This window comes from Flagellimonas sp. (assembly GCF_965233845.1).
Classification (GTDB): Bacteria; Bacteroidota; Bacteroidia; order Flavobacteriales; family Flavobacteriaceae; genus Flagellimonas.
The window spans coordinates 2,674,149-2,700,440 of record NZ_OZ247584.1 but is presented as its reverse complement, the minus strand read 5'-3'; the positions used below and the strand labels follow the sequence as shown (position 1 = coordinate 2,700,440).

Genomic DNA, 26,292 nt, shown 5'->3' with positions numbered 1-26,292 from the left:
TGCATTTTTAGGAAGGGATTTCCATGTTTTGGATCAAGTCCCTGGTTGCGCCGACGGTAAATTTATCCAAATAATCCTTACCTAGAAAAAAGCGTTCTTTAACTATTTCCAAGTTTGACAAGGCCGTGGAAAATAAGGTATACCCTTTTTCAAAATAAAAACCCTCCTTCAACCCCAGAATTTCTATCGGAAAAAGAGCCGGCAATACCGTAATGTTTTTAAAGTGTTCCTTATAATTGGTAAGCTCTCTGGGATGCGTCTTTAGAATGATGTTCATGTCCTGCGGTACTTTGGAGATAAGATCTTTGTACATCGCAATTTTGACTTCCTCGTCGGCAACTACCTTATCCTCGGAAATGGGTTGGGTAAGGATTAAGGCATTGTTACTGTTGGCAAGCTCAAGTGCGCCATCCTGGATAAACAACTGGAAAACCTCTTGTTTTATACTTTCGGGCCACTGGGCAACCTCTTTTTTAATGTTTAGTTCCTTTGCTTTGTTTTGTATGCCCTCTGGGAGTTTTTTCGGGAATTGGGCGTAAATGGTGGCTATTTCCTTATCAAATCCACCACCAATGGGCGTTTTGGTTATATAGGTCTTGAGGAGTTGCTCAAAGGAGGAATGTCTTTGTCTATACGTTCTAGCCCCGTCCTCAATCATATTAATGTCTTTTTTCTTGCCAAATTCATATAGAAAATAGCTTTTGGAAGAGTCCGTATCGCATAGGTATAACTCAGCATTTTTAATAAACTCTTTTTCAATGGCCAGTTCGGGATGTTTAGCCTCCAAATATGGTATCAATTTGGATTTTCTTCGGAGCGAATAATTGAATTTTCCCAAATCTTTTACATGATCCCTGCGTTCCGAGATGATATGGACATCCCTGAAAAAACGTTTTTTAAGATTGGGAATCAAAGTTTCGATCATAGGGGTGCTTTCCACCAAAAACAAAAGGTTATTTCCACAATTGTCCAAGGAGTATTCCGAATTTTTTATGATATGGATCAAGGAGAGATAAATGTGGTATATAGTAGAGCCTACGTAGGTTCGATGCATATAAATTGCGGGAATTATATTGGAGATGTACCTCAAAAAACTACATTTGCAAAAGTACTGAAAAACTATAATTAATGCCTGCTGTCAGTGTAATCATAAGTACCTACAACAAACCGGACTGGTTGGAAAAAGTGCTCTGGGGGTTCCATTGCCAGACTTATAAGGATTTCGAGGTGGTCATTGCGGACGACGGCTCTGCCGAAGAAACCAAGAACCGAATTGAGTCCATAAGGAATGAACTTGGGTATCCTATAAAGCATGTTTGGCAAGAGGACAATGGCTTTCAAAAATGCAGGATTTTGAACAAGGCCATTGTTGCCACAGAAACGGATTATATCATTATGACCGATGGGGATTGTATTCCCAGAGAGGATTTTGTACAGGTGCATTATATCAATAAGGCTCCTTCCACATTTATTTCTGGAGGCTATTATATGTTGCCCATGAATATTTCCCTGGCCATTACCAAAGAGGATATTTTGCGGCAAAATTGCTTTAACATCAATTGGCTTAAGGAAAAAGGAATTCCGAAAACTTTTAAAAACAATAAGTTGACGGCCAATGGATTTGTTTCCAAGCTCTTAAATGCATTCACACCCACCAACCCCAGTTGGAATGGGCACAACTCTTCTGCTTGGAAACAGGATATTTTAAATGTCAATGGGTTTGACGAACGTATGCAATATGGTGGAGAAGACCGCGAAATGGGGGAGCGTATGGTGAATTTTGGAATAAAAACCAAGCAATTAAGATACAGTGCTGTGTGTATTCACCTTGATCACAATAGGGGCTATGTAAATCCAGAAGCTTTGGCCAAGAACAAGGCCATTAGAAAAGAGGTAAAGCAAAGTAAAAGTGTTTGGACGCACTATGGCATTACCAAATAATAGGTGAGCTCGTTTTTCTTTTCCAACCGTTTCAATTCCCGATATCTTTCAAGGACACCAAGGGCATTCAGGTAACTAATGGTGATTCCCTTTTTGCCATCTAAAAAGCCTAAACGAATCACATAATGGTTGAAGAATTTCCAAAGGGGTCTAAAGACCAATGAAAAATAATTGAACTGCTTTTCCGTGTAGAAAGCTTCCTTGGCTTTAAGCTGACCGTATCTGAGCATTTTACCCTTGTAATCTTCATAATTTTTGTAGCAGTAATGGGTTAAACGCTCTTTTAGGATGCAAGAATTACCGTCCACTTCCAAGGTTTCGTGCACTAACTTTCTATCGGTGAATTTGGCCTTACTTTTTCTAAAAAGTCGGTGATTTTTATCGGTTTGCCACCCACTGAAGTTCAGTCGGGTATCCTGAAACATAAAAATGCGATAGAACCAATAGGCCTCACAGGCTTTTGGGTCATTTATGGTGGTAATGATTTCTTCCTGTAGTTTGGGACTCACAACTTCATCGGCATCCAAAAATAACACCCAATCATTTGAAGCTTGCTTCAAGGCATGGGATTTTTGGGCGGTAAAATTCTGAAAAGGGTGCTGAATTACTTTTACCCTAGGATGGTTTTGAAGATATTCATAGGTGCCATCTGTACTATAAGAATCCACAACTAAAATCTCATCAGCGAAGGTAACTGACTCAATACATCGCTCAATATATCCTATTTCATTGTAGGTAATGACAAGCGCGGATAGCTTTTGCTTTGGGGTGCTCAATCCAGCCATATTTATTGGTACACGGTTTGGTGATTACAAAACTATAACAAAATAATCAGGAGAAAATTGTTTTAAAGCGTAATTTTCTTACACTATTTCGATTTACGAAATCCTCCAATTACTCCATAAAATTTTAACAATGTAGGTGGTTTTGTAAGGTATAGATGTCAAAAATAAAATAGGTTGCTTGGTACGATAAAAAAATACCATCCGCCCCTAATTTATTGAGGTAATTAAATTTTTATTTGGCTTCAAAGCTTAGGAACTGAACAATCTTGCAGTACTTAAACCGCAACATCATGCTCTCTAAGCGCATTGTTAAGAGACGTCTTTTTATCGGTGCTTTCCTTTCTTTTTCCAATGATCAAGGCACAAGGGACTTGATACTCTCCAGCAGCAAATTTTTTGGTATAACTGCCCGGAATTACCACAGAACGTGCGGGAACCCTGCCCTTTAGCTCAATGGGTTCATCGCCGGTAACGTCGATTATTTTTGTGGAAGCGGTCAACACCACATTGGCGCCCAAAACAGCTTCTTTTTCAACCCGAACCCCTTCTACCACAATACAACGCGAACCGATAAAGGCATTATCCTCAATGATTACCGGGGCGGCTTGCAAGGGTTCAAGGACACCTCCAATACCAACGCCTCCACTTAAATGGACGTTTTTACCAATTTGTGCACAGCTACCCACAGTGGCCCAGGTGTCCACCATGGTACCCTCGTCTACATAAGCCCCAATGTTCACATAGCTGGGCATTAAAATGGTACCTGAAGAAATGTAGGCACCATGTCTGGCAACAGCGTGGGGTACCACCCTGACGCCTTTTTCCTGATAGCCTCTCTTCAATGGAATTTTATCATGGTATTCAAAGATGCCAGCTTCCAGAACTTCCATCTTCTGGATAGGGAAATACAATACCACAGCTTTTTTGACCCATTCATTGATTTGCCAACCATCTTCAGTGGGTTCGGCGCATCGCAATTTGCCCAAATCAATCAGGTTGATTACCTCTCTAATGGCGTTTTGGGTTGCTTCTTCTTTTAGCAGTTCCCTGTTCTCCCAAGCGTCTTCAATGCGAGCCCTTAGCTGTGTCATATTTTTTAAATTTTGACAAAGATAGTCGGCTCAAAAGAATATTCGACCTTATTTTAATGGCATAACATTTTTAGGGTTATTTTTGCCAAAAATTTAGACTTGGCGAGAATTTTAGCTTTGGATTTTGGGAAGGTGAGGACCGGCATTGCAGTAACGGATGAGCTTCAACTCATTGCATCAGGTCTTACCACGGTAGCAACCAAAGAATTGCTAAGTTTTATTGCGGATTACTTAAAAAACGAAAAGGTGGAAAGGTTTGTGGTAGGATTGCCCAAACAAATGGATAATACCCCATCGGAATCTGAAACATTGATCCAACCTTTTTTGAAAAAGTTGGCAGCAGCTTTTCCAGAAATACCCATAGCTCGCCAAGATGAACGTTTCACTTCAAAAATGGCCGTTCAGTCCATGGTGGAAAGTGGAATGAAAAAGAAAAAACGTCAAGATAAAGCCCTGGTCGATGAGATAAGTGCAACCCTTATTTTGCAGGCCTACTTAAACAGATTTTAGTTTATGATTTTACCCATTGTAGCCTACGGGGATCCCGTTTTGCGCAAAGTAGCCAAGGAAATCAATGACGAGTATCCCAAATTATCGGAACTAATTGCCAATATGTGGGAGACCATGTATAATGCCCACGGAGTTGGACTGGCCGCCCCCCAGGTAGGCCTTCCTATCCGAATGTTTATGGTGGATACTACTCCTTTTGCGGATGATGAGGAACTGGATCCACAAGAACAGGAAGCATTGAAAGGGTTCAAAAAAATTTTTATCAATGCCACTATTGAGGATGAGACAGGTGAGGAATGGGACTTTAATGAAGGTTGCCTTAGTATTCCCGATATTAGGGAAGATGTAAAGCGTAAACCACAGCTTACCATTAGTTATGTGGATGAGAATTTCAAGGAGCACACTGAAACCTACGATGGGCTTTTGGCAAGGGTAATTCAGCATGAGTACGACCATATCCAAGGCGTACTTTTTACGGATAAACTTTCTTCTTTAAAGAAAAGGCTCCTAAAAAGTAGGCTGGACAAAATTTCCAAAGGAAAAATAAGTGTGGACTACAAAATGAGATTTCCGAATATCAAAAAAGGACGTTAAAAAAAATGCTGTTAGCTATAAAAGCATAATTTTGCGCGCATAAAACCAAAATATGGCACTGGACAAAATTTTATCAATTGCAGGAAAACCTGGTCTTTACAAACTATTAACCCAAACCCGTACTGGTTTTGTTGGCGAATCCCTTCTAGATGGAAAACGAGTAACGGTGGGCATGCGCAACAACGTAAGTGTATTGTCCGAGATTGCCATTTACACCCTACAAGAAGAAGTGCCTTTAAGGGAAGTATTTTCCAAAATAAAGGAAAAGGAAAATGGCCAAAAAACAAGTGTGAGCCATAAAGCGGAGAAAATTGCGTTGGAGGAGTATTTCTTTGAAATATTGCCTAATTATGACGAGGATAGAGTGTATGCCAGTGACATTAAGAAAATAATCCAGTGGTATAACTTGCTTTTGGATAATAAAATCACTGACTTCACAGAAGCAAAGGAAGAAGAGGTTACGGCCTCATCATCCGAAGAAGAATAAACCTTATTCTGGCCAGTCCACCAGTTTGGTACGATAAAAATTCACATTCATTCTAGATAAATAAGGCACTTGTTTGGCAAGTCTTAGCTTGTATTCGTCCCAATTTCTATGTGCGGCAGGAGACCAACCCATTTCGGCAAAGCCAATGGCCCTGGGAAAAGCCAAATACTCCAATTCAGCACTATTACTGATGGTCTCGGACCACAGCGGTGCTTCAATACCTAAAATGCTTTCTTGTGGCAGTTCCTCCAAAAAGGTAGTGGGGTCCCAATTATAGGCAACATCAACCGGAATCATCCCGGCCCATGTCAAACCATATTCAGAAATAGAATCGTACTTCATGTCCAAGTACATTTTTTCTGCGGAAGAAACGATGATTTTGGAGCCGTTCTTGGCAGCTTTGACGGCATTATGTGGCTCGTTCCATAATTGCAGGACGCTTGAGGAACTAATATCTGCCTGTGCAATTTCGTTCCAGCCCACAGGTGTCTTCCCGTGTTTGAGCACAATTTTTTCCACCTTCTCCACAAAGTGGATATAATCCTTCTTTTTGGTCACATGACTTTCATCCCCGCCAATATGAAAATAAGGCCCAGGGGTAATGGCGGCAATTTCCCGGATTACATCATCCAAAAAAGCGTAGACAGTGTCTTTTCGTGTATGAAAGGAGCTATAACCCACCAACATGTCGGTTCTCACCCTGGGCGTATCTGCCTTACCGCCGGCATGCAGTATGGGGTAGCTTAAGGAGGCTGCATTGGTATGCCCTGGCATGTCTATTTCCGGGATGATGGTAATGTGTCTTTCCGCAGCGTAGGCCACAATGTCCTTGTATTCCTCTTGGCTATAAAAACCTCCTTCACCGCCGCCAACTTCACTGGCAGCACCCACTTCGGTAAGTTTGGGCCAAGATTTGATTTCAATACGCCACCCTTGATCATCTGAAAGATGGAGATGCAGCGCGTTGTATTTGTAGTAAGCAAGAATATCCAGGTATTTTTTAACCTCGTCCACCGTGAAGAAATGACGTGCAACATCCAACATCGAAGCCCTATAAGCGTATCTGGGTTCGTCTAAAACCTTACCGGTGGGAATTAACCAGAGCGGATGATCTACTAAGGTATCGTTCGTCTGTTCGGGAATGAGTTGGCGAAGTGTCTGAATCCCTCTAAAAGCTCCAGCAGCAGTCTTGGCATTTAACAGAATGGAGTCTTTTTTAATGTAGAGTTGATAAGATTCCGGAGTTTTCAGTTCCTCACTATCAGATTGGTTGATATACACCACCCGCTCCAAGGGCTGTTCGTCATTGGTGTGGTTTACACCCAGATTCAACCCGGTTTTTAGTTTGATTTTTTGGGACAGAAACTTGCCTACCGCCTCAAACTTGGAGTCCGTTTGGGTAGTGAAGATAACCGTTCCGGCATCAAGAGCAAATGCGCTGTTGGTGGCAATGGTTTTAACCGGCTTCGGAATCAAGGCAACTTCCGTCAAGTCCGTTTTAGGAAAATTGATTTCCTTCTTTTTAGGCTGACAAGCCGCCAAACAAACAACGACTACAAAAACCCATATCACTCTTAATTTCATGACTATAAAGTATGGTTTACGTAATTTTTAAGGACTTCGTGCCAAAGGTCATAACCTTTGACATTCATATGCAGTCCGTCTTCAATAAAAAGATCTCTTTTTAGTTTTCTTTTGTTCAGCATCACATTCCAAACGTCCGCGAATCGAACCCCTGGGGTTTGTGCAGCCAGTTTCCGAAGTCTTTTATTAAAGCGCATATATTTCCGCTTCAAATGCCATCTGGAAATGCTGGGCTTGGCCGAAATCAATACAATATCCATCTCTGGCCGTCTGGTTTGAAGTACTCCTAGGATATCTTCCATGGTTCCAATGATGGCCCGGGGGCTTTTTTTGGCACTGATGTCGTTGTCTCCCTCATAGATAAATACTTGCGAAGGATTGTAATCCAGAATCAGTTCGTCCAGAAAATGCTCCAAATCGGAGGACTGAGAACCCCCAAAGCCCGTGTTCAAAATGTGCGACTCCGGAAATCGTTCTTGTAGATCCCTCCACATCCGAATACTGGAACTGCCTGTAAAAACGATAGTGTTTTTGGAACTGTCCCAAACTTTCCGGGTATTTTCTTGCACCTCTTTAACCTCTCTCGAAAAGGGCAAGGAATCTTGCCCCATGGCAAAATTAAGGGCTAATAAAAATAGGACTGTGATTAAGAGCGACTTCATTCTAAACTTCATGACTTTGCGACTTGTTGATAAATAATTTCATGTTGTCCAAAATTAGCTAAAAACCAGCCTTCCTAAATGTATGGTCTTTGTACTTTTAGATAAAATTTTATAGATGAATGAAAGATCTGGGCAGCTAAAGGCCATTGATAGGCTGCTTACCATCATGGATGAATTAAGGGCCGGATGTCCTTGGGACAAAAAACAGACCATGCAGACCCTGAGACATTTGACCATTGAGGAAACCTACGAATTGGGCGATGCCATTTTGGATAATGACATGGAAGAGGTGAAAAAGGAACTAGGAGATCTTTTGCTTCATATCATATTCTATGCAAAAATTGGCTCGGAAACCCAGGACTTTGATATAGGAGACGTGGCCAATGAGATCGCAGAAAAGTTGATCAATAGGCATCCGCATATCTACGGAGATGTAAAAGTGCAGGATGAGGAAGAAGTAAAGCAAAATTGGGAAAACATCAAGCTGAAAGAAGGAAAGAAGAGTGTGCTTCAAGGTGTTCCCAATAGTTTGCCAGCCTTGGTCAAGGCCAATAGAATACAGGAAAAGGTGGCTGGTGTGGGATTTGATTGGGAGCAACCCGAACAGGTTTTTGAAAAGGTAAAGGAAGAACTATCTGAACTGCAAGAAGAATTAAAACAGGGCAATCCCGATCGTCTGGAAATGGAATTTGGGGATGTCCTTTTTTCCATGGTCAATTATGCGCGCTTTTTGGACATTAATCCTGAAAACGCCTTGGAAAGAACCAATAAAAAGTTCATCAAAAGATTCCAATATCTGGAACAAAAGGCTAAGGAATCTGGTAAAACCCTCAAGGAAATGACCTTGGATGAAATGAATGTTTTTTGGGAACAGGCCAAAAAAGTCTAACAAATCTCACCGGGAATAGTCCACAATTTTCAATAGTTTTATGCCTCTTCAAAATAAACCCTTGAAAATGACATCCATAGCCAAAACCAAAATTTTCCCACTCGTTTTTGGATTAGTAGTTCTTGTATCTTGCAAATCAAAAGTAGAGCCAGAGGAACCATCCCAACCCAATATTCTATTCATTTTATCTGATGACCATACCTCACAGGCATGGGGCCTTTATGGTGGAATTCTCCAAAATTATGTGCAAAATGAAAACCTGGAACGCTTGGCCAGGGAAGGGGCGGTTTTAAATAACGCTTTTTGTACCAATTCCATTTGTACACCAAGTAGGGGAGCCATATTAACTGGCCAATACAGTCATGTAAATCAAGTATATACACTTAGCGAGCCTTTGCCAAAAGGACACCCAAATATCGCAAAGACCCTGTCAGCAAATGGATATCAAACCGCTATAATTGGAAAATGGCATCTGGTGGGTAAACCCGAAGGGTTTGATTATTTCAATGTGTTGCCCGGCCAAGGGTTGTATTGGAACCCCATTATGAAAACTGATGAAGATTGGGTAGATGGATACGACAGCACTAAAGGTACCGTGCACGAAGGTTTTTCAACGGACGTAATCACGGATTTGACCATTTCGCACTTGGAACAAAGAGATACCGAAAAGCCATTTTTGATGTTCTGCAATTTCAAGGCCACCCACGAGCCTTTTGAATACCCAAAACGCTTTGCCCACCTGTATGAAAATGAAGAGATTCCAGAGCCCGAATCCTTATTGGATTTTGGGAAGGAAACCACTGGCAGAACCTTTGAAGGGCAGATTTTGGAACGTTTGGCGGACAGATGGGAAGGAGCCACCAAGAACCCTGACGTATTCTGGACGCAATACCCTGGGTTGCCCTACCCGTTAGATGGTCTGGACAGTATTCAAAAGCGAAAAAAAATCTATCAAAAATTGGTAAAGGATTTTATGCGTTGTGGTGCTGCTATTGATGATAACATTGGAAAACTATTGGACTGGTTGGAAGAGGAGGGAATTGCGGACAATACCATAGTGGTGTATACAGCAGATCAAGGCTACTTTTTAGGGGAACATGGCTTTTTTGATAAACGTCTTATTTATGAAGAATCCCTTCGTATGCCTTTCGTAATTCGGTATCCAAAGAAAATAAAGGGAGGACAGCGCATAGACGACATTATTCTTAATATCGATTTCGCTCCATTGCTAGCTGATTATGCTGGAATTGAAAAACCTGCTTACATGCAAGGTGAAAGTTTTCGTCCCATCTTGGAAGGCCAGCCCCAGGAAAATTGGAGAAAGCAAATGTACTATCGCTACTGGTTGCACAATCCGGTAAGACCTGCCCATTTTGGAATCAGAAATGATCGATACAAATTGGCGCTCTTCTATGGTCAAGACCTAGGAAAAAAGGGAACTACTCCAGAAAGTACAGAGCCCCAGTGGGAATTCTACGATTTACAGGAGGACCCCAGGGAAATCAGAAATGCGATTGCTGATGAAAAGTACGCGACCATTATTTCCGATATGAAGGACCAGTTGCTCAGAGAGCGTGCTAAATATGGAGATTTGGATGAAGATTATCCTGTAATGCAGGAAATTCTGACCACGGCCTTTGAATAATTTTTATCCGTAAAATGGTTCGGTTAAGGTTTGGGGAAGCAGTATATTTGGCTGCCTAAACCCGTTCAATTGCTCTCTAACTATACCAAAGAGTTTGCGTATAACCTCAGATTGGCCTATCCCGTAATTTTGGGAATGTTGGGCCATACTTTTGTAGCCTTTGCTGATAACATAATGGTAGGTCAACTGGGTACAGCCGAGCTTGCTGCTGTTTCCCTGGGCAATAGTTTTGTGTTTATAGCCATGTCCTTGGGCATAGGTTTTTCCACAGCCATAACCCCTTTGGTGGCAGAAGCAGATGGAGCAGGGGACAAGGCCGCAGGGAAAAGTGCCCTGAAACACGGATTGGTGTTGTGCACCCTACTCGGAATTTCCCTCTTTGGAATTATCCTACTATGCAAACCCTTTTTGCACTACATGAAGCAACCTGAGGAAGTGGTGGAACTGGCCATCCCTTATTTGGAATTGGTAGCTTTTTCGCTGGTACCCTTGATCATGTTTCAGGCGTTCAAACAGTTCTCAGAGGGGCTTTCCCAAACCAAATATCCTATGTATGCCACGGTCTTGGCCAATGTTATCAATATTGTAATCAACTACCTGTTGATATTTGGCTCTTTCGGCTTTCCCAAACTGGGAATTGTCGGGGCCGCAATTGGAACCTTGGCATCCCGTTTTATCATGGTGGGCTACATCTGGTTTCTGTTGAAGCGAAAAGAAAAATTCCAGTTCTACGTAACAGGATTCAATTTTAGGAACATTGAAAAAAGAATCATCGACAAGATCATAAGTTTGGGCTTTCCGTCGGCCCTACAGATGTTTTTTGAAGTGGCCATTTTTACCGCGGCCATTTGGTTGAGCGGGGTGTTGGGCAAAAATGCACAAGCGGCCAACCAGATAGCATTAAATCTGAGTAGTATGACGTTTATGGTGGGGATGGGGCTCAGTGTTGCGGCCATGGTTCGGGTAGGCAATCAAAAAGGGCTTCAGAGGTTTGGCGAATTACGACGGATAGCCCAATCCATTTTCTTTCTCACCCTGCTCCTGGAAGTGATTTTTGCCGCCCTCTTCTTGATCGGCAGGCATTGGTTGCCCACCATTTATTTGGACGTGGATGATATGGTCAATCAAATAGATAATACCGAAGTAATAATCATCTCGGCCAAATTATTGTTGGTTGCCGCATTTTTTCAAATTTCCGATGGAATTCAGGTGGTTGTCCTTGGGGCACTTCGGGGCTTACAGGATGTAAAAATTCCAACCTTTATCACCTTTGTGGCCTATTGGCTCATTGGATTTCCGGTTTCGTATTACTTCGGGTTGTTTTCGGAATTAAAAAGTACGGGCATTTGGTTGGGACTTTTGTTGGGGCTGACGGCATCAGCTGTAATGTTGTATATTCGATTTAACTATCTGACCAAAAAGTTGATAAGAACCAATTGAGACTTTAATACCTCGTATTCAAAACAAACACATGGAACTACCTAAATTTTTGTTGGGAGATAACACAGATCATCCTGATTCCATTTTTATCGTTCATACAGAGTATCCAAGATTCATAATAAATCTTGAAAATGATGAAGTGGAGTGGTTGGAGGAATTTTCCAAAGAGGATGAGGCAGAATTGGCTGCTGAAGCAGAAAATTTGATTGAAGCTGCAACAGTTTTTTACGATCGGGAAGTTTCCAGATACAACGATTAATAGATGCTTGAACAACTCCTACAGCTGGACCAAGAGCTTTTTTTATATCTCAACGGACTTGGAACCGAGACTTGGGACGGGTTTTGGATGTTCATGACCAGGACCAAAAATTCCGCTCCACTCTATGCCCTGTTGTTGTATTTGGTAATTAAAAATTTTGGGACCAAAAGGACTTTGATGGTACTGGTTGCCATCGCCTTGCTGATCACCTGCACCGACCAACTTTCCAATTTCTTTAAGTATGGCATAGGTCGGTTGAGGCCTTGTCATGACCCAGAAATCAGTGATATCATGCGTTTGGTAAAAAGTTACTGTGGCGGCAAATTTGGTTATTTCTCAGCCCATGCTGCCAACTCCTTTGCTCCGGCCACATTTTTTGCCCTGTTATTCAAGGCCAAGGTTAAGTTTATAGGTTGGATAATGATCCTATGGGCAATAATTGTGGCCTACAGTAGAATTTATATTGGTGTCCATTTTCCATTGGACGTACTTACGGGTGCAGCCATTGGGACTTTCTTTGGTTGGGTGTTTTACAAGTTGTCTATATTTGCCTTCCAAAAAATGGGTACATGATATCTTCCGTAAGGTATTGGTTTTTAATAGCATTGATTCTGGTGGTGTACGTTGCCGGTCTCTTTGTAACCCTATTTGAAAACGATTCCGCCCAATTTGCTGTAATGGCCATGCGAATGGTGCAGGAAAATGACTTTTTCACACTGATTAAGGGCACTGAGGAGTATCTGGACAAACCCCATATGCATTATTGGCTCGCGGCCTTTTCCTATAAGCTGTTCGGTATTCACGATTGGGCGTATAGAATCCCAGGTGTGCTGGCTATCTTTTTGGGAGCCTATAGTTGTTTTGGACTCGGGAAATTGCTCTATAATAAGGATGTTGGCAGGCTTTCAGCCCTAATATTTTTGACGGCACAAACCATTGTTCTTTCTGGAATTGACGTTCGCACGGATGCCGTATTGACCGGTTTTGCCATTTTTGCGATATGGCAATTGGCCTTGTATGTTGAGAAGAACACCTTGACCCATGTATTGTTGGGAGCCTTTGGAGCTGGATTGGCCTTTTCTACCAAAGGGCAAATTGCGTTGGTTGTGATTGGTATGGCGCTGTTATGCCATTTGGCCTACACCAGAAAATGGAACCGATTATGGAGTTGGAAGATTTTCTTGGCCCTGCTGGTTTTTGGGATTACCATTGCTCCCATGCTATACGCATACTATCTACAGTTCGATTTACATCCGGAAAAAGTGATTCGCGGCAGGGACCATAGAAGCGGCATCTTTTTTATTCTTTGGGAACAGAGTTTTGAACGCATGAGTGGTCAAGGAGTAGGGAAAAACAGCAGCGATTTCTTTTTCTTTTTCCATACATTCCTGTGGGTTTTCTTACCCTGGACCGTTTTGGCATTAATGGCCTATTGGAGTAGGGTCAAGGTTTTTATAAAAATGCGATTTAAGTACCATCGTCAGTTTGAATTCCTGACTTTGGGTGGGATTACCATCTTGTTTTTCCTAATAAGCTTGGCTCAATTTAAGCTACCGCACTACATCAATATTTTGATTCCTTTATATGCCATTTTATCTGCTTCCTATCTATATAAGTTGTATAAATTCCAGAAACGTAAGGTGATCAAAACTATATTGGGAATCCAATATTTTATCCTGAGTTTGGTTTTTATAACCACGGTACTTATCTGCTTTTATGCGTTTCGATTTGAAAAAACCTACTGCTATTTCCTTTTGATAGCCCTTTTGGGAATTATTACCTATTTCTGCTTAAAGCGCGAAGTATATTATCTGCGAATTATAACCATTTCCGTTTGCAGTTCCATGTTACTAAATGCAGTGTTGAACATGCATTTTTATCCCAACTTATTGACTTATCAGGCTGGTTCTACCATGGCAGGGCTTGTGGAAAAGGAACAGATTCCGGTTGATGAAATTTATAAGATTTCCGAAAGGCATACCTGGGCTTTGGATTTCTATAACCAGCATCCCGTAAAAGTCACTTCTATTTCGGATTTGGAAAATAAGAAAGGAATCTGGATTTATCTCACGGACAGTGAACTGGAGCAAATGGTCAATTCAGGGTATCATTGGCATGAGCAAATTACGGTTGACCAATTCCGAATTACGCGCCTACAATTGAAATTTCTAAATCCCAACACAAGGGCAAAGAAATTGAACAAAATGCACTTGGTTCAGCTGGACTAAGAAACCGTTTCCAGTTGCGGTTTTCTAAAGTGGTAGATAATCCCGAAAAAGGAAATCAGGGCGGTAATCAAGAAAAACACGAAACTAATACCTATGGACGTGTTGGCATCCAATTCCAGCCACTTTGCGCCATAAAGAAAAGTGACTTCCCGGCTTCCAATACCGCCAATGGTCAATGGAATCACAGAAACTATGGATGAAACCAGAAAAACAAAGAGATATTCCACAATATCCCAACTAATGGACAAGGATTTTAGAATACAAAGGATGCAAATCAATTGGGTGCCTTGTACCAAGGAGGAATATCCCAGGGATTTCCAAAATATGGGCAAACTATAACTGAAAAACTTTTTGTTGAGCAACCAAAATGTGAACAGGGCCAACGGGATACAGAAGGCAACCAACCATTTAATATCTTGAAATATGGGTTGCTGAAGTAGCATTGCCAAAATGCAGATATAGATAAAAATAAGGAGCATTCCACTTAAACGATCCAACAGCAATACACCCACTACTTTTTTGGTGCCGGATTGGTATTTCTTTTGGATCACATAGCCCTTGTAAGCATCGCCACCAATACCCCCCGGAAGGAAAAGATTATAGAACATGCCCAGCAAATACAATTTTAGGTTGCTAAGCTGGGTAATACGCACATTTATTTGATGAAAATAAAGATTCAGTCTAAAGGCCGCCAAAACCTTGGACAGTATAAATAGGATAATACCAAGAAAAAGATATGTTGGATGGCTGTCCTTTAAGGTGCTTACAACATCCTTCAGGTTTATTTTGGTGAAAATAAAATAGATCAGAGCGGCACTGACAACTATTTTCAGTACGGTAATGAGTCTTTTACGCAGCTTTTCCGTCACCTATGCTTATTTTTTTGATGCGGTACGGTCTTTTTTGTTGGGATTCATAGTAGGTACGAATCAACAGCTCCATCACAATACCGATGGTAAACAATTGAATACCCCCAAGAATGAACATCATCCCAAAAATCAAAAGCGGTCTGGTGCCAATGTCCTCACCAAATCCAAGTTTTACGATCAAGAGGTAGATATTGATAAAGATTCCCAAGATAATCAGCAATACTCCAAAAATTCCAAAAAGGTGGATGGGCCGTTGGAAGTACTTCCGGATAAAAAGCAGCAACATCATATCTGCCACCACTTTAAAAACGCGTTCTAGACCGTACTTGGAAACCCCGGCATGGCGTGCATGGTGCTTCACTGGGACCTGCTTGATCTGACCGCCTTCCAAATGCGCCAATAGCGTAATAAAACGGTGCATCTCTCCATAAAGATTCAACCCTTTGGCAATGTCCTTGGTAAAGACTTTTAAGGCACAGCCATTGTCCTTAATGTCCAATTTTGTGACCCTGCGAACCAGGAAATTGGCAATTTTGGAAGGGATTTTTTTGACCAAGGAATCCTTTCGCTTTTGCCGGATTCCGGTAATCACGTCATAATCGCCCGAAATAGCTTCCTCCAACATTTTAGGGATGTCCGATGGGTCGTTCTGAAGATCACCATCCATGGTGATGATATACTCCCCCTCAGCATAATCAATTCCTGCCGCCAAGGCCAAGCTTTGACCGTAATTCTTTTTTAGTTCAATGAGGTGTACCTTGGAATCATCCATTCCTTTGACCACTTTACGGGTCTTGTCCTTGGAAAAATCATCCACATAAATGATTTGGTAATGGTACCCCTCAAGGCTTTCATGGATTTTCTCCGTTAAAAGAACCACATTGTCCTCTTCATTGTACAAGGGAACCACAATGGACAGAAAGGAATTGGTAACAGTGCTCATGAATTGGCTTATAGACGGAGCAAATTTACTTCTTTTATTTAAGTTCTTGGGTCAGGCTTGCCAGCAAGGTTTTTGCCGCGTAAAAGGGTGATATTTTATTGGATTCGATATCCTTGAGCAAGCTATCCCTTTGGGATTTAAATGATTTTTTCTGATGAAAAAACTGTTTCAATTCCTCATCCACGGTTTGTAAGAACCAATTTTTGTTTTGGGTCTTTCTGTTTTTGTCAAAATGTCCATTTTGGACGGATTGGTCGGCAAATTCCTGAATCATGTCCCAAATTTCCAGAATTCCAGTGTTTTCCATAGCAGAGCAGCGCAGCACTTTGGGAGTCCAACCATTCTCTTTTGGAGGATACAAATGTAGGGCTCTGGTAAATTCGGTTTCGGCCAATTTGGCCTTCTGAAGATTATGTCCATCCGCTTTATTGATGGCAATGGCATCCGCCATTTCCATAATCCCCCGTTTTATGCCCTGAAGTTCATCCCCGGCACCGGATAGTTTCAACAACAAAAAGAAATCCACCATGCTGTGCACTACCGTTTCGCTTTGACCCACACCTACGGTCTCCACAAGGATCACATCAAATCCTGCAGCCTCACAAAGAATAATGCTTTCCCTGGTTTTTCGTGCCACCCCGCCCAAAGATTCGCCTGAAGGTGAAGGTCGGATAAAGGCATCGGTATCCTTGGAAAGTGCTTGCATGCGGGTCTTATCCCCAAGAATACTTCCCTTGCTCAAGGAGCTTGTGGGATCCACAGCCAAAACGGCAACCTTTTTTCCAAGACCGGTTAGCGTTTTGCCCAGGACTTCAATAAATGAGCTTTTGCCCACGCCCGGGACACCTGTGATACCAACTCTAATGCTTTGGTTTGGCTTGGAAAGGCATTTTTCCACTACAGCGTTGGCCTTTGCAAAATGATCTGGATTGGAACTTTCCAGCAGGGTAATGGCCTTGGAAAGCATGGTTTTGTTGCCTTCCAAAATCCCATCAATCATTTGTTCCAACGGGATTTCCTGCCTACGGAGTTGTTTAATTTTGGAAACAGTATTTTCAGGTATGCTTTTTTCGCTGGCCAAGGGCGGAATACTTAGGTTTTGTACGAAGGTATAAAGTTTTCCCATGGCAACCGAATTGGGGGATTTCCCCTTTTTTGTTAAAAAAGCTGTAAAACGACACTATTTTGCAACGGGGCCAAAATTGTATCGTCCTTAATGCAAACAACTAAAACACCAAACCTTTAACTCTCCATGTTTCAAATTGAACTGGTAGAACAATGTAAGGCTAACAACCGAAGGGCGCAGATGCAATTGTACAAGCAATATTGCGAGGGTATGCATGCGGTAGCCGTACGATTTGTCAAAGATGCTGACGATGCGGAAGACATGGTACAGGAAGCCTTCATCAAGGCGTTTCAACGCATTCACCAGTTTAAGGGCGAGGTAACTTTTGGGGCATGGTTGAAACGGATCGTGGTAAATCGGTGCATCGACTTTTTAAAGTCGAAACACCAACAAAAGGTAGAGCTCAATGAGGGACACTTGCGTGTAAGTGATGATGAGGATTGGAAGGTGGCTGATGGTATCACCTTGGAAAGGGTCAAAAAAGCGATGGGTGGCTTGCCCGAAAAATATAGGTATGTGGTACAACTGTTCTTGGTAGAGGGGTATGACCATAGTGAGATAGCAGAGATTTTGGGAATTTCGGATACCGCGTCGCGCACCCGATTACTGAGAGGTAAAGCACAGTTAAAAGAAAAACTTAAAGATGTAGCTTATGGCACAGGATCTTAGAAAAATGTTCGAGAAGGAAAGGGAGCAGAAGACCTATTCCATGAAGAAAGGACATGAAGAGCGGTTTTTGTCCAAATTAGAGCAGGAAATCCCAGAAGTGATAGTTGCTAAAAAGTCCAAGGGGATGTTCTGGTTAAAAATTGCGGCCTCCATTGTGGTGCTATTGGGGCTTGGAGCGTATTTTTTGGGGAGCAATGTCCCCGTTGATCCCAACACCAATGGACAAGTGGTGGGAACCGATTCTGATGAAACTGAAATCCAGACTATCTCGTTGGGAGATCTTTCCCCGGATTTACAGAAGATTGAAAGCTATTATCTAACCAACATTAACCTAGAACTGTCCGAATTGGAGTTTTCCGAAGAAAACAAAGTGATCATTCACAGTTTTATGGACCAGTTGGTCCAACTGGACGAAGAATACAAGGCATTAAACAAAGAGTTGAATAGTGTTGGGCCCAATGACCAGACCATCAATGCCTTGATTAAAAACCTGCAAATACGTTTGCAGTTGTTGCAGAAGTTAAAATCAAAGTTAAATCAATTAAAATCATCAAAAAATGAACAGAAACAATCCAATATTATTTAGTGTTTTCCTGCTGTTTCTGGCCAGCTTTATAGGCCAGGCACAGGAAAAAAACAAGACCTACAAAGAGACTTTCAATGTGGGCGATGAAACGGTGTTGAACATTGACACCAAACATGCCGACATTGAGTTTGAAACGTGGGACAAGCCAGTGGTGGAAGTTACGGCGGTAGTGGAGCTGGATGGCGCTTCGGATGAAGAAGCTGAAAACTACTTTAAAAAGGATGCTGTGAAAATTATGGGGAACAGCAAGGAGATTCAGGTTAAGACCAGCGGGAGTGATTATAGCATAGTTACCTCAGGAAATATGAATTTAGGAGATTTTGACATTGTGATTCCGGAAGCCCCTATGGTTGAGCCCATTTTTGAACAGCTTGAAATTCCTGAATTGCCCGAGGTGTTCGTGTTGCCGGAATTGCCACCATTACCCCCTGTACCTTTTACAAATTTCGATTATGATGCCTATAAAAAAGATGGGGATAAATATTTGAAGGAATGGAAAAAATCGTTCGACAAGAGTTTCAGCAAAGACTACCAAAAGAAATTAGAGGAATGGAGTGAAAGGATAAAGGAAATGTCCGAGGAGCGGGAGCAAGAGCGGGAGGCTCTTATGGAGCAGCGCGAAGCCCTTATGGAACAACATAAAGTCCTGCGGGAAGAAGCTAGAGCGGTACGTGATGAGGCACGGGCAGTCCGCGAAGAAGCCAGGGCCAAGCAAAGGGAGCATCGGCATAAGCAGAGGGAACAGATCATAGAGAGTAGAACCTTTACTATTCGAGGAGATGATGATTCCAACATCTTTTACTTTTCTTCGGATGACGGAGAGCATAGAGAGTACAAGGTGAAAAAACGAATCAAGATTAAAATGCCAAAGTCGGTGAAGTTAAAAATGAATGTTAGGCATGGGGAGGTAAAACTTTCCGCCAATACCAAAAACATTAAAGCAAGCTTGTCCCATGCAAGCTTGCTTGCTTCCACCATCGATGGCGATAGAACGGATATTAGGGCATCCTATACACCTGTTGTGGTCCAAAAATGGAATTATGGTCAGTTAAAGACGGATTTTTCGGAAAAAGTGGACCTTAAGGAAGTAAAGGAACTGAGATTGAATGCCGTTTCATCCAAGGTTTCCATTGATAAATTAGTAAACAAGATCTTTGTTACCAATAATTTGGGTTCGGTGCATATTGAGTCAGTAGCGGATTCCTTCTCCAATATTGATATCACCGTGGAGAACGGAGAAGTGGATTTCGGATTGCCCAGTGTACCTTTCACTATCTATGTGAACGAGACCTTGTCCGACTTTGAGTTTCCTGAAAGTTTACAAATGGACAGTTCCAAGAATTACAATACCGTAGTGCACAAAGGCTATCACATCAACAATAAAGGTGATAAAACCATCAACATTAATTCCAAGTATAGCGAAGTGGTGCTAGATCAATAGACGAATGTGACAAGCACAGTCAAAAGTCGAAAAGTTCAAATTCCAAATCTCAAATTCCAAATCCCAAAATCCAATTATCAACTCCCATTAGGCAATTAGCCAACTGTTTTCAGTTTTCCCTTACTACACAAGTCTAAAGTCTCAAAGGGGAAATGAATCACTTTCCATTTTCCATTCCTAAGAAGTAGCACTGGGTTAGTCAAGCAATCGGTTAGTGGCTTTCTTCCTTTAAGTACGATTTGAAATTCTCTTTGAACCTATTCAATCTGGGGATGGACACATTCCTGATATAGGAGTTGTTCGGATTTTTTTTCTCGTAATCCTGATGATAATCCTCAGCTTTATAAAACGTATTGAATTTCACCACCTGGGTTACAATGGGTCTCCCATATACCTCGGAAGCTTCCAAGGTTTCTATGTATTTCTTAATGATGTTTTTCTGTTCCTTGTCCTTGTAAAATGCAATGGAACGGTATTGGGCGCCCCTATCTGGCCCTTGCCTATTTAGTGAAGTTGGGTCATGTGAACCAAAAAATACCTGGACCAATTCTGTAAAACTGATTACTTCGGGATCATAGTATACTTCCACCGCCTCTGCATGATGGGTTCTACCATAGGCAACTTCCTCGTAGGTGGGGTCCTTCTCAAAGCCTCCAGAATACCCTGAATAAACTTCTTCAACACCTTTGACACTTTCAAAAATGGCCTCAACGCACCAAAAACAACCACTTGCAAAATAGGCGGTCTCATAATGCTGAAGGTCTTTCTGAACCATGGTTACTTCCTCAATTTTTTCAGATGTAATGGTTACAGGTTGTTGCTGGACTGTTTTGGGTTTACAAGCAGTGGAGACGATGAATAACATCGCAAAAAGAGCTGGTCTCATTTTGATAAACTTAAATTTTTTGGTTTGTCGCACACATAGTGTGCTCATTACGATAAATCAAGGTTAATAAAAACTAAAGATCTATACTTTCGCCAATTTCCAACAATAGCAGCTCCTTGCCTTTGGATTTAAAATGGGACACAGCGGCTTCCATATCCAGTGTAATGGGAGGGAATGTATCATAATGACAGCCCATCACGGTATTGCACTGCACAAAATCTGAAGCAATGGCGGCATCTTCATATCCCATGGTAAAGTTGTCGCCTATGGGCAAAATGCACATATCTAAGGGAGGGGAACCCAACGGAACCAGTTTCATATCCATGGTAAGGGCGGTATCTCCTGCAATATATATGTTCTTGGAGCTGGTGTTGATAACAAACCCTCCGGGATTTCCTCCATAAGTACCATCGGGCAGTACACTGGAATGAATGGCGTTCACATATTTTAGGGTTCCAAATTCCAAACGGTGTTTACCCCCATGGTTCATGGGATGACCATTGATTCCTTTTTCAGCAAACCACTGAACAATCTCATAATTGGAAATGAGAAGGGCATCTGGATTGTTCTTTGCAATAGTCTCCACATCCAGCACATGATCCTGATGGCCATGGGTCAATAATATGTAATCTACGGCAATGGTATTCACATCGATGTGGGAGGCCAGCTCATTTCCACTGATAAACGGATCAATAATGATTTTGGAGTCGCCAATCTCAAGATGGATGGTTGCATGGCCGAGAAAAGTAATTTTCATAATGGAAGATTCAAAAAATCGGGATTAAAGTTCACGAATTGCACCTGAAATTATGAAATAAACGGTATTGACCCAAAACTTTTGTCCGATGATTTCATCAAAAAACCAGATAAAGTGCATGGTCTGTACCAATTGCTATTACTGGGAATATCGATGAAATGCACAAGCTATCGGCAGCCTGTTTTTTTGCTAGAAATCTTTCATCGAGGATAAAATACACTTCAGCCGAAAAAAGTTCCCACACCGAAAAAAAAGGAGGGTTAAGCGATGAAAATCTGAGCCGGATAGACCCCAAGGTAACTTTACCATGTAAAAATAACCCAAGTCATGAAAGCAATTTTAACCATCATCGCAATCGTCTTTTTCGGAACTGTAGCTATGGCCCAAAACGTTTCTAAAGAGGTAAAAGTAGCAACTACTACTGTAGGTGTTGAATTGAACATTGAGATTCAGGAAGAGACTAAAAAGGATAACGAAGTAGCTAGACTATATATGTTCAAGAACTCCAGAATCAAGAAAGCTCTTTCTTTCAGAACTAAAAGAAACAAGTCTAAATTGGCTTAATCATGATATTGGAAATCGCAATACCATTTGCTTTATTTCTTAGTACCGCCTTTGTGGTGGCATCCATTTTGTTCTCCTTTCGCAAAAGAAGGCCAGAATCCAATACGGATACGCTTAATCGGATTAAATCGCAGCAGAGCGATTTTTAAGCCATTGCACCTGCATATTCACCTATTTTAGAACTATCTAATCAACACACCCCCATTATGGACATCATTCTAATCCCGGTTGCTTTATTTTGTAGTTTAGTTTTTGTTTCTGCTGCTGTACTATTGTCTTTACGTCTTGCAAAAGCCCCTTCGCATCGTAAATAATACCATCTTTGATGGTATAGGTAACCCCGCCCACACGAACAACTTTGTTATCTTCCGTGAGTTTCACGGCTCCTGTGCCGTAAAGAACTTTCAGGTTTTTTAGTGGATTTTCGTCAACGACCACAAAATCTGCCAATTTTCCCACTTCCACAGTACCTATTTGGTCCGACATACCCAATGCTTCTGCACCGTTTAAGGTAGCAGAGCGAATAATTTCCAAGGGATGGAACCCAGCTTCCCGCAACAATTCCATTTCCCGAACATAGGCAAAACCATAAAGCTGGAAGATAAATCCAGAATCGGAACCTGTGGTGACCCTACCTCCTCTATTCTTATATTCATTGACGAAAGTCATCCATAGTTTATAGTTGTTTCTCCAGGCCACTTCCTGTTCTGTACCCCAATCGTGCCAGTAAGAGCCATGTGATATTTTACTGGGCTGATAAAAACTCCAAAGGGAAGGTAAAGTGTATTCTTCATGCCATTCTGCCCTTCGGGCCCTATGTAGATCCCTGCTGGCTTCATAGATGTTGAAGGTGGGGTCTAGTGTAAAGTCTAACGCGATTAATTCGTCCATTACCTTATTCCAATGTTCTGAATAGGGTTTGGCCGCTTGTTCCCACAGTTTTCCTGCTTCCTCAAACCGATGTTGTTCGTTTTGATAGTTGTAGTCCAAGGGATAGTCCTGTACAGTCCTGTCTTCAAACAAGGCTTCCGGAAGCCCATACCAGTGTTCCATACTGGTAAGTCCGGCCCTGGCAGAATGTAGTACGTTCCAGCGTGCTACATCCATTTGTGCATGGTGGCAAGCCGAGCGCAGCCCCAATTTCTTGTTTTCGTCCAAGGCAGCTGCCATGATTTCAGGAGCCGCCCCAAAAAACTTGATACCATCGGCACCCTGCTTTGCATTGGATCTTACCCATGCCCTTGCTTGTTCTGGAGTACTAATGGGACCGTTGTCCAGAGGGTTAAAGTCTTCGGTCTTTTGCCCAAATGCGGTGTAAGCCTGAATTCGAGGGGCTATAATCTCATTTTTTTCACTTTTTCTCTTAAGGTCCAGTGTCCATGCAATACCCCTGCCAGCGGGCTCCCTAACGGTGGTAATCCCGTGGGCCATCCAGAGCTTAAAGACATAATCGGAATCCGCACCCTGGGCCACGCCGCCAATATGGCCGTGCATATCCACAAACCCTGGTAAAAGATACATGCCTTCGCAGTCCAGCTCTTTGCCACCTGCTTTGAGTTGGGGTCTTTTACTTTCATCAATCTTGACACCTGGATAACCCACCACCTGGATATCCACAATTTTGTTGTTCTCCACCACAATATCGATGGGTCCCCTGGGTGGCGCTCCGTTACCATTGATTAAGGTGACTCCGCGAATGATGAGTTGTGGAAAGGGGCCTTCACTAAGATTGTCCTGCCCTAAAACAAGGTAACCGTTGCAAAGAAGCAAAAGGATAAGCAGTTTTTTCATGATATCTTATTCTGGAATTTCAATTTTATCACCTAAAAACAGTGCGTTAAGGAAAAGTCGATTGGTACCGTACCAAGACCCCCTAAAATTCGGATTGTCTGCAAAGAGAACCACTCTTCCACTCCCAACTTTACTAACAATCAAGGAAGCAGAGGGTTTTAGGAAGTCTTCCATATTTTTCTTGGTAATGAAACCGTCAATATGGGGATTTTTAGCATACTTGGCCACGGTGGCATATTCATTTTTACTGGGAGCCAACCAAACCGAATTGTTCTTATATACTGGAATGGAGGTATCGTGATACCCAAAGGCCAGGGGATGGGTAACATCCAAATCTACCTTGAAAATCCCACCGCCAACACTCTCTTTCCCCAGATATTCGGAAGCATCCACATAGGGTTTTCTAACTACCGTCTTGGTGGAATCCTCTTCCTTCTCTGTCAATCGTTCCTTAACAAGCTTTTTTTCAATGGCCCACTTGGAAGCTGTTCCTATGGTAACCAGAGTATTCCCATTACTAACCCAATTTTTGATTTTTTCCTGCTGCTTTTTGGATAAATCATAGTTCCCAGAAACCATGACCAAGGTATTGTACTTGTCCAAATTGGCTCTTTCAAAGTTGCGCATTGGGATTTTGGTGATAGGCATGTGCACTCGGGTATCCAAAAGATGCCATACTTCTCCTGCGTCATAAGAGCGCACGCCGTCCCCAATCAACAAAGCAGCTTTGGGTTTGGTGATGGGCTCCACATATCTGCTCCCTAGGTCGATCCCCGCTGCATTATAACCTGTGGCCGCTGCATAAATCGGTACCTGAAATTTCTTTTGGGCTTGCTGAATCAGCTTATATACTTCATCGGAGTCCTTTTTCTGAAGACTGACTGCCACAACCAAAGCCCCATAATTAAACCTTTGATTACCAGTTGTGGTTTTGGCCGTAAAGGGTTTAAAAGATGACGATACCACCAATTCTTTGGACTGTAAATAATGCAATGCGGCAACAGCGTTGTAGTCATCATAATCAATGATATAGGCATAATCCGTCTTTGACACTGCATTGGGATTTACCAAATTATCCAAGGAAGTGATTTGCTCTCCCAAGTTTAGGTTGGAAACCGGTTGGTACTTCATGTTATAAAAGTTGGCCACTGACCAAGCCGAGGCATCATAATACACACTATCCCTGTACTTTTCATAAGTTTCGAACATGGTCTGCACCATCCGATATTGAGGCTGTCTGGTAGGCACTATAAATTGATTTCTAGAACGGTAAACATCCACTTTGTGGAGGAGCAATTTGTCTACAAATGCCTTGACCCGATTTGGATCATGGTCATCCCTGAACGTATAGCCTCTGACTCTACTTTTTGAAGCATTGGTCAACGCACTTTTGAAGAAATCCTGCTGGTATTTCCTTAATTGCGCTTTGTTTTCAACGGCCGCTTTTACGGTGGCCATGCTTGAGACGTATTGGTTTCTTATGGTAAAGGGGAAGGTTATTTCCCCAAATGCCGTGGTTTGTTTATGACCTCTTGAACTGGCTTGCTCAAACAACAAAGCCAATCCGCCCTGTAAATCTGGATAAGAGGAGCCATATCCAGGATAAGTGCCGTCAAATACTTCTTTGGTAAAATAAAACGAACCAATACTGTCCAAGGCTTTGGCGAAATAGTCTCCAAATAGGTTGTTGAGGTCGATATAATTTTCCTTGGGCATTATGGGATCCCAGGAAGCGTTGTCTTTCATCGGCTCGAAGAAATAGGAGCTTTGGGTGCCCATTTCATGAAAATCCGTAACCACATTGGGATACCATTGATGATACCAAGTCAGTTTTCCGCGACTTTCTGGATTAATACCCAAAAGCCAATCCCGGTTGAGATCAAACCAATAGTGGTTGGTTCTTCCTCTAGGCCAATATTCGTTGTGTTCCGCATCTTGGGGGTCGGCCACTAAAGGACTGCCCTGATACATATTGGCCCATTGGGTATGCCTGTCCCTTCCGTCTGGATTGATGGTGGGGTCAATAAAAATCACCCCATTATTGATGTAGTTGAGAATCTCTGGGTGGTTGGATGCAGTTAGGGTATATGCAGCTAGCATTGCGGCTTCAGAACTGGAAGGCTCATTACCATGGACATTATATCCCAAATTGACAAAAATGGGAACATCATTGTAGTTGGTAGGGCTTTGGTTTGGATCCACAAACTGCAAATGCTGACTTTTGATTTGATCCAGATTATTTAGATTATTTGGTGATGTTACAGTCAAGATGACCAATTTTCTGCCTTCATGTGTTTTTCCATATACATGGATACTGGCTCTATCAGAAGTCTCTGCCAGTTTGGTCATATAGGCCACAATTAGATCGTGTCTGGTGTGGTGCTGACCAATGGGGTAGCCAAGGAATTCCTCTGGAGAGGGAATATCGGAATTAAAAGGATGGTACTTTTTGAAGAAATAGTCTTGCGCTGAAACTGTAGTACCCATAAAAAGTACTGCCAAGAGTAGTTTTTTCAACATGTTTGGAAAGATTAAGTTAATCTTC

27 protein-coding genes are annotated in these 26,292 nt (G+C 42.1%); 15 read left to right on the top strand and 12 right to left on the bottom strand.

The window, feature by feature from the left end:
* Positions 1-7: 7 nt before the first annotated feature.
* Positions 8-1,054 (bottom strand): glycosyltransferase family 52, encoded by a 1,047-nt coding sequence (locus tag ACO6S0_RS11905; protein WP_422348594.1) that lies wholly within the window; start codon positions 1,052-1,054, stop codon positions 8-10.
* Positions 1,055-1,128: 74 nt separating this feature from the next.
* Here ACO6S0_RS11905 and ACO6S0_RS11900 point away from each other — a divergent pair, with 74 nt between their 5' ends.
* Positions 1,129-1,941 (top strand): glycosyltransferase family 2 protein, encoded by an 813-nt coding sequence (locus ACO6S0_RS11900; RefSeq protein ID WP_422348593.1) that lies wholly within the window; start codon positions 1,129-1,131, stop codon positions 1,939-1,941.
* Here ACO6S0_RS11900 and ACO6S0_RS11895 read toward each other — a convergent pair.
* Both ACO6S0_RS11895 and ACO6S0_RS11890 read right to left on the bottom strand, forming a co-directional pair.
* Positions 1,923-2,726, bottom strand: a complete 804-nt coding sequence (locus ACO6S0_RS11895) for a glycosyltransferase family 2 protein (RefSeq protein WP_422348592.1) — start codon at positions 2,724-2,726, stop codon at positions 1,923-1,925. The genes ACO6S0_RS11900 and ACO6S0_RS11895 overlap by 19 nt on opposite strands.
* A gap of 275 nt (positions 2,727-3,001) precedes the next feature.
* The gene (locus ACO6S0_RS11890) at positions 3,002-3,817 is read right to left on the bottom strand and encodes a 2,3,4,5-tetrahydropyridine-2,6-dicarboxylate N-succinyltransferase (protein WP_422348591.1); all 816 of its coding nucleotides are present in this window, start codon (positions 3,815-3,817) and stop codon (positions 3,002-3,004) included.
* A gap of 99 nt (positions 3,818-3,916) precedes the next feature.
* On the opposite strand from ACO6S0_RS11890, the gene ruvX reads away from it, so the two are divergent.
* From ruvX to ACO6S0_RS11875, 3 genes are read left to right on the top strand one after another with little or no spacing between them, the layout of a single operon-like run.
* Positions 3,917-4,327 (top strand): Holliday junction resolvase RuvX, encoded by a 411-nt coding sequence (ruvX, locus tag ACO6S0_RS11885; protein ID WP_422348590.1) that lies wholly within the window; start codon positions 3,917-3,919, stop codon positions 4,325-4,327.
* A 3-nt stretch (positions 4,328-4,330) separates the two neighbouring features.
* Positions 4,331-4,921, top strand: coding sequence for a peptide deformylase (gene def / locus ACO6S0_RS11880; protein WP_422348589.1), 591 nt, complete (start codon positions 4,331-4,333; stop codon positions 4,919-4,921).
* A gap of 52 nt (positions 4,922-4,973) precedes the next feature.
* Positions 4,974-5,408: a DUF5606 domain-containing protein gene (locus tag ACO6S0_RS11875; protein WP_420400347.1), complete on the top strand. Its 435-nt coding sequence runs from the start codon at positions 4,974-4,976 to the stop codon at positions 5,406-5,408.
* Positions 5,409-5,411: 3 nt separating this feature from the next.
* On the opposite strand, the gene ACO6S0_RS11870 is transcribed toward ACO6S0_RS11875, so the two are convergent.
* The gene (locus tag ACO6S0_RS11870) at positions 5,412-6,992 is read right to left on the bottom strand and encodes a family 20 glycosylhydrolase (RefSeq protein ID WP_422348588.1); all 1,581 of its coding nucleotides are present in this window, start codon (positions 6,990-6,992) and stop codon (positions 5,412-5,414) included.
* Between the two features lie 2 nt (positions 6,993-6,994).
* Positions 6,995-7,666 carry a GDSL-type esterase/lipase family protein gene (locus ACO6S0_RS11865; protein WP_422348587.1) on the bottom strand — a complete coding sequence of 224 codons (672 nt, stop codon included), beginning with the start codon at positions 7,664-7,666 and terminating at the stop codon, positions 6,995-6,997.
* Positions 7,667-7,769: 103 nt separating this feature from the next.
* On the opposite strand from ACO6S0_RS11865, the gene mazG reads away from it, so the two are divergent.
* From mazG to ACO6S0_RS11835, 6 genes are all read left to right on the top strand, one after another.
* Entirely contained in the window at positions 7,770-8,543 is a 774-nt protein-coding gene (gene mazG, locus ACO6S0_RS11860) for a nucleoside triphosphate pyrophosphohydrolase (protein WP_422348586.1), read from the top strand.
* Between the two features lie 67 nt (positions 8,544-8,610).
* Positions 8,611-10,188, top strand: a complete 1,578-nt coding sequence (locus ACO6S0_RS11855) for a sulfatase (protein WP_422348585.1) — start codon at positions 8,611-8,613, stop codon at positions 10,186-10,188.
* A 69-nt stretch (positions 10,189-10,257) separates the two neighbouring features.
* Positions 10,258-11,628, top strand: a complete 1,371-nt coding sequence (locus ACO6S0_RS11850) for an MATE family efflux transporter (RefSeq protein WP_422348584.1) — start codon at positions 10,258-10,260, stop codon at positions 11,626-11,628.
* A 31-nt stretch (positions 11,629-11,659) separates the two neighbouring features.
* A complete protein-coding gene (locus ACO6S0_RS11845; RefSeq protein WP_422348583.1) occupies positions 11,660-11,887 on the top strand; it encodes a hypothetical protein in 228 nt (75 codons plus the stop codon).
* Between the two features lie 3 nt (positions 11,888-11,890).
* Positions 11,891-12,460 (top strand): phosphatase PAP2 family protein, encoded by a 570-nt coding sequence (locus ACO6S0_RS11840; RefSeq protein ID WP_422348582.1) that lies wholly within the window; start codon positions 11,891-11,893, stop codon positions 12,458-12,460.
* Positions 12,457-14,115: an ArnT family glycosyltransferase gene (locus ACO6S0_RS11835; protein ID WP_422348581.1), complete on the top strand. Its 1,659-nt coding sequence runs from the start codon at positions 12,457-12,459 to the stop codon at positions 14,113-14,115. Before ACO6S0_RS11840 ends, ACO6S0_RS11835 begins: the two co-directional genes overlap by 4 nt.
* Here ACO6S0_RS11835 and ACO6S0_RS11830 read toward each other — a convergent pair.
* From ACO6S0_RS11830 to meaB, 3 genes are read right to left on the bottom strand one after another with little or no spacing between them, the layout of a single operon-like run.
* Entirely contained in the window at positions 14,112-14,984 is an 873-nt protein-coding gene (locus ACO6S0_RS11830; protein ID WP_422348580.1) for a lysylphosphatidylglycerol synthase transmembrane domain-containing protein, read from the bottom strand. The two genes, ACO6S0_RS11835 and ACO6S0_RS11830, sit on opposite strands and share 4 nt — an antisense overlap.
* Positions 14,965-15,927: a glycosyltransferase family 2 protein gene (locus ACO6S0_RS11825; RefSeq protein WP_422348579.1), complete on the bottom strand. Its 963-nt coding sequence runs from the start codon at positions 15,925-15,927 to the stop codon at positions 14,965-14,967. Before ACO6S0_RS11825 ends, ACO6S0_RS11830 begins: the two co-directional genes overlap by 20 nt.
* A gap of 34 nt (positions 15,928-15,961) precedes the next feature.
* Positions 15,962-17,053: a methylmalonyl Co-A mutase-associated GTPase MeaB gene (gene meaB / locus ACO6S0_RS11820; RefSeq protein ID WP_422348578.1), complete on the bottom strand. Its 1,092-nt coding sequence runs from the start codon at positions 17,051-17,053 to the stop codon at positions 15,962-15,964.
* A gap of 126 nt (positions 17,054-17,179) precedes the next feature.
* Here meaB and ACO6S0_RS11815 point away from each other — a divergent pair, with 126 nt between their 5' ends.
* The 3 genes from ACO6S0_RS11815 to ACO6S0_RS11805 are packed head-to-tail and all read left to right on the top strand — an operon-like array spanning position 17,180 to position 19,749.
* Complete coding sequence (locus tag ACO6S0_RS11815) at positions 17,180-17,722, top strand: RNA polymerase sigma factor (RefSeq protein ID WP_422348577.1); 543 nt, start codon at positions 17,180-17,182, stop codon at positions 17,720-17,722.
* A complete protein-coding gene (locus ACO6S0_RS11810; RefSeq protein ID WP_422348576.1) occupies positions 17,706-18,308 on the top strand; it encodes a hypothetical protein in 603 nt (200 codons plus the stop codon). The genes ACO6S0_RS11815 and ACO6S0_RS11810 overlap by 17 nt, the downstream gene beginning before the upstream one ends.
* Positions 18,280-19,749 carry a hypothetical protein gene (locus ACO6S0_RS11805; protein WP_422348575.1) on the top strand — a complete coding sequence of 490 codons (1,470 nt, stop codon included), beginning with the start codon at positions 18,280-18,282 and terminating at the stop codon, positions 19,747-19,749. The genes ACO6S0_RS11810 and ACO6S0_RS11805 overlap by 29 nt, the downstream gene beginning before the upstream one ends.
* 211 nt (positions 19,750-19,960) lie before the next feature.
* On the opposite strand, the gene msrA is transcribed toward ACO6S0_RS11805, so the two are convergent.
* Positions 19,961-20,635, bottom strand: coding sequence for a peptide-methionine (S)-S-oxide reductase MsrA (msrA, locus tag ACO6S0_RS11800; RefSeq protein ID WP_422348574.1), 675 nt, complete (start codon positions 20,633-20,635; stop codon positions 19,961-19,963).
* A 73-nt stretch (positions 20,636-20,708) separates the two neighbouring features.
* The gene (locus ACO6S0_RS11795; protein ID WP_422348573.1) at positions 20,709-21,392 is read right to left on the bottom strand and encodes a metal-dependent hydrolase; all 684 of its coding nucleotides are present in this window, start codon (positions 21,390-21,392) and stop codon (positions 20,709-20,711) included.
* A gap of 327 nt (positions 21,393-21,719) precedes the next feature.
* On the opposite strand from ACO6S0_RS11795, the gene ACO6S0_RS11790 reads away from it, so the two are divergent.
* Positions 21,720-21,956, top strand: coding sequence for a hypothetical protein (locus tag ACO6S0_RS11790; RefSeq protein ID WP_422348572.1), 237 nt, complete (start codon positions 21,720-21,722; stop codon positions 21,954-21,956).
* A gap of 2 nt (positions 21,957-21,958) precedes the next feature.
* Entirely contained in the window at positions 21,959-22,105 is a 147-nt protein-coding gene (locus ACO6S0_RS11785; protein WP_422348571.1) for a hypothetical protein, read from the top strand.
* 64 nt (positions 22,106-22,169) lie between these two features.
* Here ACO6S0_RS11785 and ACO6S0_RS11780 read toward each other — a convergent pair whose 3' ends face one another.
* A complete protein-coding gene (locus ACO6S0_RS11780) occupies positions 22,170-23,747 on the bottom strand; it encodes an amidohydrolase family protein (RefSeq protein WP_422348570.1) in 1,578 nt (525 codons plus the stop codon).
* 6 nt (positions 23,748-23,753) lie between these two features.
* The gene (locus ACO6S0_RS11775) at positions 23,754-26,267 is read right to left on the bottom strand and encodes a M14 family zinc carboxypeptidase (RefSeq protein ID WP_422348569.1); all 2,514 of its coding nucleotides are present in this window, start codon (positions 26,265-26,267) and stop codon (positions 23,754-23,756) included.
* Positions 26,268-26,292: the final 25 nt, after the last annotated feature.

Excerpts from the sequence above, each read along its gene's own strand:
- ACO6S0_RS11905 (WP_422348594.1), bottom strand. The coding sequence starts at position 1,054 with ATGCATCGAACCTACGTAGGCTCTACTATATACCACATTTATCTCTCC.
- ACO6S0_RS11900 (WP_422348593.1), top strand. The coding sequence starts at position 1,129 with ATGCCTGCTGTCAGTGTAATCATAAGTACCTACAACAAACCGGACTGG.
- ACO6S0_RS11895 (WP_422348592.1), bottom strand. The coding sequence starts at position 2,726 with ATGGCTGGATTGAGCACCCCAAAGCAAAAGCTATCCGCGCTTGTCATT.
- ACO6S0_RS11890 (WP_422348591.1), bottom strand. The coding sequence starts at position 3,817 with ATGACACAGCTAAGGGCTCGCATTGAAGACGCTTGGGAGAACAGGGAA.
- def (WP_422348589.1), top strand. The coding sequence starts at position 4,331 with ATGATTTTACCCATTGTAGCCTACGGGGATCCCGTTTTGCGCAAAGTA.
- ACO6S0_RS11875 (WP_420400347.1), top strand. The coding sequence starts at position 4,974 with ATGGCACTGGACAAAATTTTATCAATTGCAGGAAAACCTGGTCTTTAC.
- ACO6S0_RS11870 (WP_422348588.1), bottom strand. The coding sequence starts at position 6,992 with ATGAAATTAAGAGTGATATGGGTTTTTGTAGTCGTTGTTTGTTTGGCG.
- ACO6S0_RS11865 (WP_422348587.1), bottom strand. The coding sequence starts at position 7,666 with ATGAAGTTTAGAATGAAGTCGCTCTTAATCACAGTCCTATTTTTATTA.
- mazG (WP_422348586.1), top strand. The coding sequence starts at position 7,770 with ATGAATGAAAGATCTGGGCAGCTAAAGGCCATTGATAGGCTGCTTACC.
- ACO6S0_RS11855 (WP_422348585.1), top strand. The coding sequence starts at position 8,611 with ATGACATCCATAGCCAAAACCAAAATTTTCCCACTCGTTTTTGGATTA.
- ACO6S0_RS11845 (WP_422348583.1), top strand. The coding sequence starts at position 11,660 with ATGGAACTACCTAAATTTTTGTTGGGAGATAACACAGATCATCCTGAT.
- ACO6S0_RS11840 (WP_422348582.1), top strand. The coding sequence starts at position 11,891 with ATGCTTGAACAACTCCTACAGCTGGACCAAGAGCTTTTTTTATATCTC.
- ACO6S0_RS11835 (WP_422348581.1), top strand. The coding sequence starts at position 12,457 with ATGATATCTTCCGTAAGGTATTGGTTTTTAATAGCATTGATTCTGGTG.
- ACO6S0_RS11825 (WP_422348579.1), bottom strand. The coding sequence starts at position 15,927 with ATGAGCACTGTTACCAATTCCTTTCTGTCCATTGTGGTTCCCTTGTAC.
- meaB (WP_422348578.1), bottom strand. The coding sequence starts at position 17,053 with ATGGGAAAACTTTATACCTTCGTACAAAACCTAAGTATTCCGCCCTTG.
- ACO6S0_RS11815 (WP_422348577.1), top strand. The coding sequence starts at position 17,180 with ATGTTTCAAATTGAACTGGTAGAACAATGTAAGGCTAACAACCGAAGG.
- ACO6S0_RS11810 (WP_422348576.1), top strand. The coding sequence starts at position 17,706 with ATGGCACAGGATCTTAGAAAAATGTTCGAGAAGGAAAGGGAGCAGAAG.
- ACO6S0_RS11805 (WP_422348575.1), top strand. The coding sequence starts at position 18,280 with ATGAACAGAAACAATCCAATATTATTTAGTGTTTTCCTGCTGTTTCTG.
- msrA (WP_422348574.1), bottom strand. The coding sequence starts at position 20,635 with ATGAGACCAGCTCTTTTTGCGATGTTATTCATCGTCTCCACTGCTTGT.
- ACO6S0_RS11795 (WP_422348573.1), bottom strand. The coding sequence starts at position 21,392 with ATGAAAATTACTTTTCTCGGCCATGCAACCATCCATCTTGAGATTGGC.
- ACO6S0_RS11790 (WP_422348572.1), top strand. The coding sequence starts at position 21,720 with ATGAAAGCAATTTTAACCATCATCGCAATCGTCTTTTTCGGAACTGTA.
- ACO6S0_RS11785 (WP_422348571.1), top strand. The coding sequence starts at position 21,959 with ATGATATTGGAAATCGCAATACCATTTGCTTTATTTCTTAGTACCGCC.
- ACO6S0_RS11780 (WP_422348570.1), bottom strand. The coding sequence starts at position 23,747 with ATGAAAAAACTGCTTATCCTTTTGCTTCTTTGCAACGGTTACCTTGTT.
- ACO6S0_RS11775 (WP_422348569.1), bottom strand. The coding sequence starts at position 26,267 with ATGTTGAAAAAACTACTCTTGGCAGTACTTTTTATGGGTACTACAGTT.